The sequence below is a fragment of the Pseudomonas sp. 3A(2025) genome (assembly GCF_054589175.1).
Genome location: NZ_BAAILM010000088.1, coordinates 95,827 through 102,227, shown reverse-complemented (window position 1 = coordinate 102,227; position 6,401 = coordinate 95,827). Strand labels below are relative to the sequence as shown.

At 56.8% G+C, this 6,401-nt stretch carries 4 protein-coding genes; 1 reads left to right on the top strand and 3 read right to left on the bottom strand.

Annotated elements, in window-relative coordinates:
- Window positions 1-536: 536 nt before the first annotated feature.
- From tagD to ACYP2A_RS23280, 3 genes are all read right to left on the bottom strand, one after another.
- The gene (gene tagD, locus ACYP2A_RS23290; protein WP_459748297.1) at window positions 537-941 is read right to left on the bottom strand and encodes a glycerol-3-phosphate cytidylyltransferase; all 405 of its coding nucleotides are present in this window, start codon (window positions 939-941) and stop codon (window positions 537-539) included.
- Entirely contained in the window at window positions 938-2,878 is a 1,941-nt protein-coding gene (locus tag ACYP2A_RS23285) for a CDP-glycerol glycerophosphotransferase family protein (RefSeq protein WP_459748296.1), read from the bottom strand. The genes tagD and ACYP2A_RS23285 overlap by 4 nt, the downstream gene beginning before the upstream one ends.
- 174 nt (window positions 2,879-3,052) lie before the next feature.
- Window positions 3,053-3,979 (bottom strand): ketoacyl-ACP synthase III, encoded by a 927-nt coding sequence (locus ACYP2A_RS23280; protein ID WP_459748295.1) that lies wholly within the window; start codon window positions 3,977-3,979, stop codon window positions 3,053-3,055.
- A gap of 498 nt (window positions 3,980-4,477) precedes the next feature.
- On the opposite strand from ACYP2A_RS23280, the gene ACYP2A_RS23275 reads away from it, so the two are divergent.
- Window positions 4,478-6,401, top strand: a 1,924-nt coding sequence (locus ACYP2A_RS23275) for a beta strand repeat-containing protein (RefSeq protein ID WP_459748294.1), incomplete at its 3' end; no start/stop codon positions are given.

Here is a 6,401-nt window from a genome sequence, read left to right as displayed (position 1 = left end):
CGCGGGGCACACGGTGGCGAAAGGGTTCACTCTCTCATACGTGGTCACGGCTAGCCGTGCCGACAGGGACTCTACGCCGATACCGTGCGGGCCACTCTCTCATGCGGGTGCTGTAACACCAGTGTGAACTACGGCCTCTGTCCCGCGCGCACAGATCCTATCAAAAAGCCCCTGGCGGCAGCCCCTTCGGGTCAGCCGCCAGGGGCTTTTTCAATTCGGGACTCACAGCAGACTTGACCGTACCTCCCCATGTTTGCTGCGCGACAGCGCGGCGCCATGGCGACGGGCGATCTCTCATCAAACATAAAATAAGTTATTGATTTTATTGAATTAAAAACACCACTTGTAGGAGGCAGCTCTGCTGGCGATTGAGCGCAAAGCGCTCACAGGAATCTGCGAAACGCTGAACATTTACGACTGCTAACGCAGCCGATCGCGATGGTCCGGCATTCCGGCAGATCGGGACGCCGACCGGCCCCTCCTACGATCCCATGTTTGCTGCGCGACAGCGCGGCGCCGTGGCGTCGGGTGATCTCCTACAGGCCTTGCACGCTGCTGCCCTGAAGCTCTTCGCGTATCAACGTCGACGAGATGTTTTCGGTGCGAGGCAGATAAACCACCTCGCATTCCGATTTCAGGAAATCAAACTTCCCCTGCCAGTCGTCACCCATCACAAAGACATCCACACCGTAATGACGGACATCGGCAAGCTTCTGATCCCAGCTTCCCTCCGGGAAGACCAGGTCCACATAACGCATCGCCTCAAGCACCACCCGCCGATTGTTGAAATCCAGCAGTGAACTCTTGTGCTTCAGCGCATTGAAGTCATCGGTGGACAAGCCCACGATCAAGCGATCCCCCAATGCCCTGGCTCGTGCAAGCAAACGCACATGCCCGGCATGCAGGACATCGAAGGTGCCATAAGTGAGCACCGTCTTCATGAGCGCGCCTCCAGCAACAGACGCTCCACCAGGCGATGGGTGTTCTGGTCATCCTGATATTCAAAGAACATTCGCCGCTTGTGCGCATACACAAGGGGGTGCTCAGTGACTTCGCCAGCCAGCACGCGGTCCAGCGTCTCAAGCAGGGCCGAGAACTCCTGGCACACCACACCCGGAAAAACATCTTCGAGATTGTAGAACATGCCCCGCTCTTGCCCGGCGTATCGATCCTTGTCGTATGCGAAACTGATTTGAGGCCGCCCCGTCAGCATGAAATCGATGAAGCAGCTGGAGTAATCGGTAATCAGTGCGTGCGCCTCTCGATAAATGACTTCGATTTCGGCGAACGCTTGTCGGTCCAGGCTGATGAAAGGACCCTGCCCGGCCATTAGCGCTGCTGTGTAACTCTGTGCACTGTCTGCCATATGCTCACGAATACCCAGCACGGCGTTATGCCGATCCAGACAAGCGGCTATGGCGTCGCGTTGCTGTTCATTGAAGCGGTAATAGGCAGCGCCCTGGCCATTACGAAATGTAGGGGCAAACAGCACCAGTCGACGACCGCCTAACTCGTCGCGCAACCGCAGCAACTGATCGGCAAAATCCTCGGGAAGCGACGACTCCTCACACAGCACCACATCGTTGCGCGGCAGCCCGGTGATCCAGATCTTGTCCATGGGCAGCGGATGAAAAGCGACGGTCATTGCCAGCTGATCCATCTTCGATGACGCAATGACGGCGTGATGCCTGGCATGCTCACGCGTCAAGCCTTCCCTTCTGGGGGCATTGTCCAGTGAGGCAATGCCAATGCACTTGAGCGGAATGCCATGCCAGAGGTTAATGAACCGGTGCAGATTCGCATCCAGAGGGTAAGGCGCGTTCACAGCCGCAGAGTGCTTGGCAAAGATATAGCCTGCCTCGATCAATGCCTCCTGCCCTTCACGACTGGCCAAAGGCACGACCAGAACATTTTCACCCTCTAAATCGAATGCCTTGTTTCGAGTCAGCACGACTTTGCGGATATCACCGCGATACCGAACCGCCTCAAATACGGCACGGTCGTTTCCGGTCAGCAACTGATCGAACGCGCACACCGGGAATGCCCAGGTTTTATCGTCCTTGGGTACAGCGCGGTCTTCAATGATGAACTGCTCGGTAGTGAGCACGGGGCGTGGCACGTTGGCAACACCGCTTTCATCCTTAGGCACCATTCGAATGATGTAATGGGTTGGCGTGGCATCCGCCATGGCCATTTCGACGTCGAGCTCGGCGGCCTTGGCAATCTGCCCGATCAGGGGTAGGAAAATTTCACTTAAAGGATTGGCAGAACTGTGCGGCTGCCCTTGCACTATTTCAAACCCTGCTTCCCCCAATAACTGAAGCAATGTTTCACGGGTAAACCAGCGCAGGTGGGATTTATGCAGCAGCCCCTCATCCTGATAGCCAAAAGCACCAGCGGCCAGTTTCACCTGCAACGACCAATGCTGTGCATTGGGCATGCACAAAACCACGCAACCACCACGGGGCAGGTTTTCCTTGACGTTGCGTAAAAATGCCCAGGGATCGGCCACTTGACTCAAGGCTTCGCCCAGCACCCAACACTGCTGGTCACGATGCCCGGCGAAAAATGCGCGATCAAGATCGTTAACCTGCAACAGCTCGACACGGTCGCAAAGGCCTTTAGCCTGGTCATGCACGGACCTGGCAGCCGTCACACAGGTGTACCTAACCTGCGGCATCGCATTTTTGACCTTACTGGCCAGCAAGGTACTGTGACTGGCAACTTCGATAATCGAGGTAATACCGCCTGGAATCGCCTGCATGCAGTGCGCGGTAAGTTCATCCACTAGCGGTTGGGCGTACATGGCTATCCCTGTAGGCAAGTCATCAGCATGGTAGGAAACAAAGTATTTTTGACACTCCGAGCCTGTATTCATGAAGCATGCCAACAAATTGAGCACAGGCTCAGCAGGTTGGCATGCATGAAAACGGGAGTTACAGCAGACGGAGCCATGCCAGCCAGAATAGGCGTCGGGCACTTTTGGGCAACGGATCCAAGCCTGTTTAACTGGACGGCCAGTAACTAAACAGGCTGGTTTATTTTATACGGGTCAAGCGCGATAGATGATCGCCGAACCCCACGACAAGCCAACGCCAAAACCACTGAGCGCTACACGCTGCCACGATGAGCCAAGCACGTGCTTCTCGACCAACAACGCAATGCTCGACGACACGGTATTACCGGTCTCGACCATGTCCTTGACGAACTTTTCAGGCTGCTCTTCAAAACGCCGCGCCACCGCATCGACGATGGCTGCACTGCCCTGGTGAATGCAAAAGGCATCGATGTCGTCAGCCGTCAGGCCCGACTCGTCGAGCAACTCGTGCAAATGCGCTGGCACCTTGAGCAGGGCAAAGTTGAAGACCTGGCGGCCGTTCATATAGAACACGCCATTGCTGACTTTCAGGTGCGGCGCACCGGAGCCATCAGTGCCGAATTTGGCCTTGCCCAGCAGCCAGGCGGCGTCTTCGCCCATCCAGGTCGCGGTGGCGGCATCGCCAAACAGCATGGTGGTGTTGCGGTCGTCCGGGTCGACAATCTTGGAATACGGGTCGGCGGTGACCAGAATGCCATTCTTCAGCCCCGTGGCCTCCATGAAGCCCTTGATTGCATACAGGCCATACACATAGCCCGAACAACCCAGCGAGATGTCGAACGCGGCCACGGCGGTGGTAAGGCCCAGCTTGTCCTGAACGATGGCGGCCGTATGCGGCAGCCCTTCTTCATCGCCATTCTGAGTGACGACGATCAGCACATCGATGCTTTCACGCGATAACTGAGGATTGCTGGCCAGTAGTTTGTTGACGGCTTCCACACACAGGTCGGAGGTTTCCTGCGTATCAGCCTTGCGAGGCAGAAAGGTCGAGCCGATCTTGCCCAGGATGAACTCTTCATCCTTGTCGAACCTGGCACCTTGAGCGTAGTTATCCAGGCCTTCGGTGGGCACGTAACTCGCTATGCTTTTTATGCCAATCATCGTGGCTTCCCAGTAGTAAACGGTTAACGACGCCCTTCAATACGCGAAAGACGTGACTCAAAAGATGGCTTGCGACGGCCCGATTATGCCCCAGCATCGAGCCTGGCCGGCCTCATACGATACAGTGAAGATGCTTGCTGCGAGCTGAAGGTCACGCTTAATTTCATATCGCACCGCCCCACACCTCCTCGTCCTGCCACCCTGATGCAGGTGCGAGCTCGTATTCAGTGATTCGGCTCACACGATCAAGCTGTTGATTGTATCCACTATAGAGACCAGTCCAAGCACATCTCAGCGCTTTTTCGGTAGAGCATGGCCCTCGGCTTTAAGCCCTGCCAACCTGCGTCACATCCCCGCTGCTCAACTCAACCTTCTGTTCACGTTTGGCTCGAATCCGCCGAAAACGATGAGAACGCAGATTATTTCGATCTTCGAAGTGAACAGCGCTTCTATGAGCTTTATGAGTTTTCGTTCGATATCAATGGAAGGAAGTAGCAGATGGCAGTTATCAACGGAACAGCCGGCGCAGACAAGCTGACGGGCACCAACGAGGATGATGAAATCAAAGCCCTGGCCGGCAATGATGTGATTACAGGCAGTGCAGGAGCAGACAAGATTGATGGTGGCGCTGGTGTGGACACGGTCGACTACTCGGCGTCTGCCGCAGGTATCAATGTGGATGTACGCGCGGGGGCCGGGCTGGCAGGACGAGGTGGCGATTCAGAGGGGGATATTCTGACCGGCATCGAGAGCGTGATCGGTACGGCATTCAATGACACCTTCACCTCTGGCCCGGATTCCCGAGCAACGCCAATCCGCTTTGAAGGTGGCGCCGGCAACGACATTTACTACATTAATAACGGTGCCACACCGACCATCATCGAACTGGCCAACGGCGGCGACGATGAAGTGCGCGTCTCGGTAATCAATCCCAGCGGCACCATCCTGGCGGCAAACGTCGAGCGCCTGACCTACATCGGCGATAAAGCCTTCAGGGGCTATGGCAACGACAGCGACAACATCATCACCGGTGGCTCGGGCAACGACACTTTGTTCGGCGGCGGCGGCGCTGACCAGTTCATCGGCGGCGCAGGCAATGACACAGCAGGTTATATCGACAGCAAGGTCGGCGTGACGATCAACCTGAAAACCGGCGTGCACACCGGCATTGCCGCAGGCGACACCTATAACAGTATTGAAGCGATCAGTGGATCGAACTTTGCCGACACCTTCATCGGCAATGGCAGCGGCATTGATTTCGATGGCGGCGTCGGCGTGGATACGGTCGACTACTCAGCCTCAAAGGCCGGAGTCAACGTCGAGGTCCGCCTCGGGACTGGCGCCGTGGGCACGGGCGGGGATGCCGAAGGCACCACATTGACCAATATCGAGAGCGTCATCGGCTCAGCGTTCAATGACACATTCACCTCTGGCCCGGACTCCCGAGCAACGCCAATCCGCTTTGAAGGTGGCGCTGGTAACGATATTTATTACATCAACAATGGTGCCACACCGACCATCATCGAGCAGGCCAATGGCGGCAACGATGAAGTCCGTGTCTCGGTGATCAACCCCAGCGGCACCATCCTGGCGGCAAACGTCGAACGCCTGACCTACATCGGCGATAAAGCCTTCAGGGGCTATGGCAACGACAGCGACAACACCATCACCGGCGGCTCGGGCAACGACACCCTGTACGGCGGCGGCGGCGCTGACCAGTTCATCGGCGGTGCCGGCATTGATACGGCAGGCTATGTCGACAGCAAGGTCGGCGTCACGGTCAACCTCAAGACCGGTATCCATACCGGCATTGCCACAGGCGACACTTACAACGGCATCGAAGTCATCAGTGGGTCAAACTTCGCCGACACGTTCGTCGGTAACGGCAATGGTATCGACTTCGATGGGGGTATCGGTGTCGATACGGTCGATTACTCCAAATCGGCTTCCGGGGTGAACGTTGACGTTCGCAACGGAGCAGGCATTGTAGGCACTGGCGGAGATGCCGAAGGGACCACATTAACGAATATCGAGAGCGTCATCGGCTCAGCGTTCAATGACACCTTCACCTCTGGCCTCGATGCACGCGCCACACCGATCCGCTTTGAAGGCGGAGCCGGCAACGATATTTATTACATCAACAATGGCGCCACACCGACCATCATCGAACAGGCCAATGGCGGCAACGATGAAGTGCGCGTCTCGGTAATCAATCCCAGCGGCACCATCCTGGCGGCAAACGTCGAACGCCTGACCTACATCGGCGATAAAGCCTTCAGGGGCTATGGCAACGACAGCGACAACATCATCACCGGCGGTTCGGGCAACGACACCCTGTACGGCGGGGCCGGCGCCGATCAGTTCGTCGGCGGTGCCGGCATTGATACGGCAGGCTATGTCGACAGCACGGTCGGCATCACGG

Excerpts from the sequence above, each read along its gene's own strand:
- ACYP2A_RS23285 (WP_459748296.1), bottom strand. The coding sequence starts at position 2,878 with ATGAATACAGGCTCGGAGTGTCAAAAATACTTTGTTTCCTACCATGCT.
- tagD (WP_459748297.1), bottom strand. The coding sequence starts at position 941 with ATGAAGACGGTGCTCACTTATGGCACCTTCGATGTCCTGCATGCCGGG.
- ACYP2A_RS23280 (WP_459748295.1), bottom strand. The coding sequence starts at position 3,979 with ATGATTGGCATAAAAAGCATAGCGAGTTACGTGCCCACCGAAGGCCTG.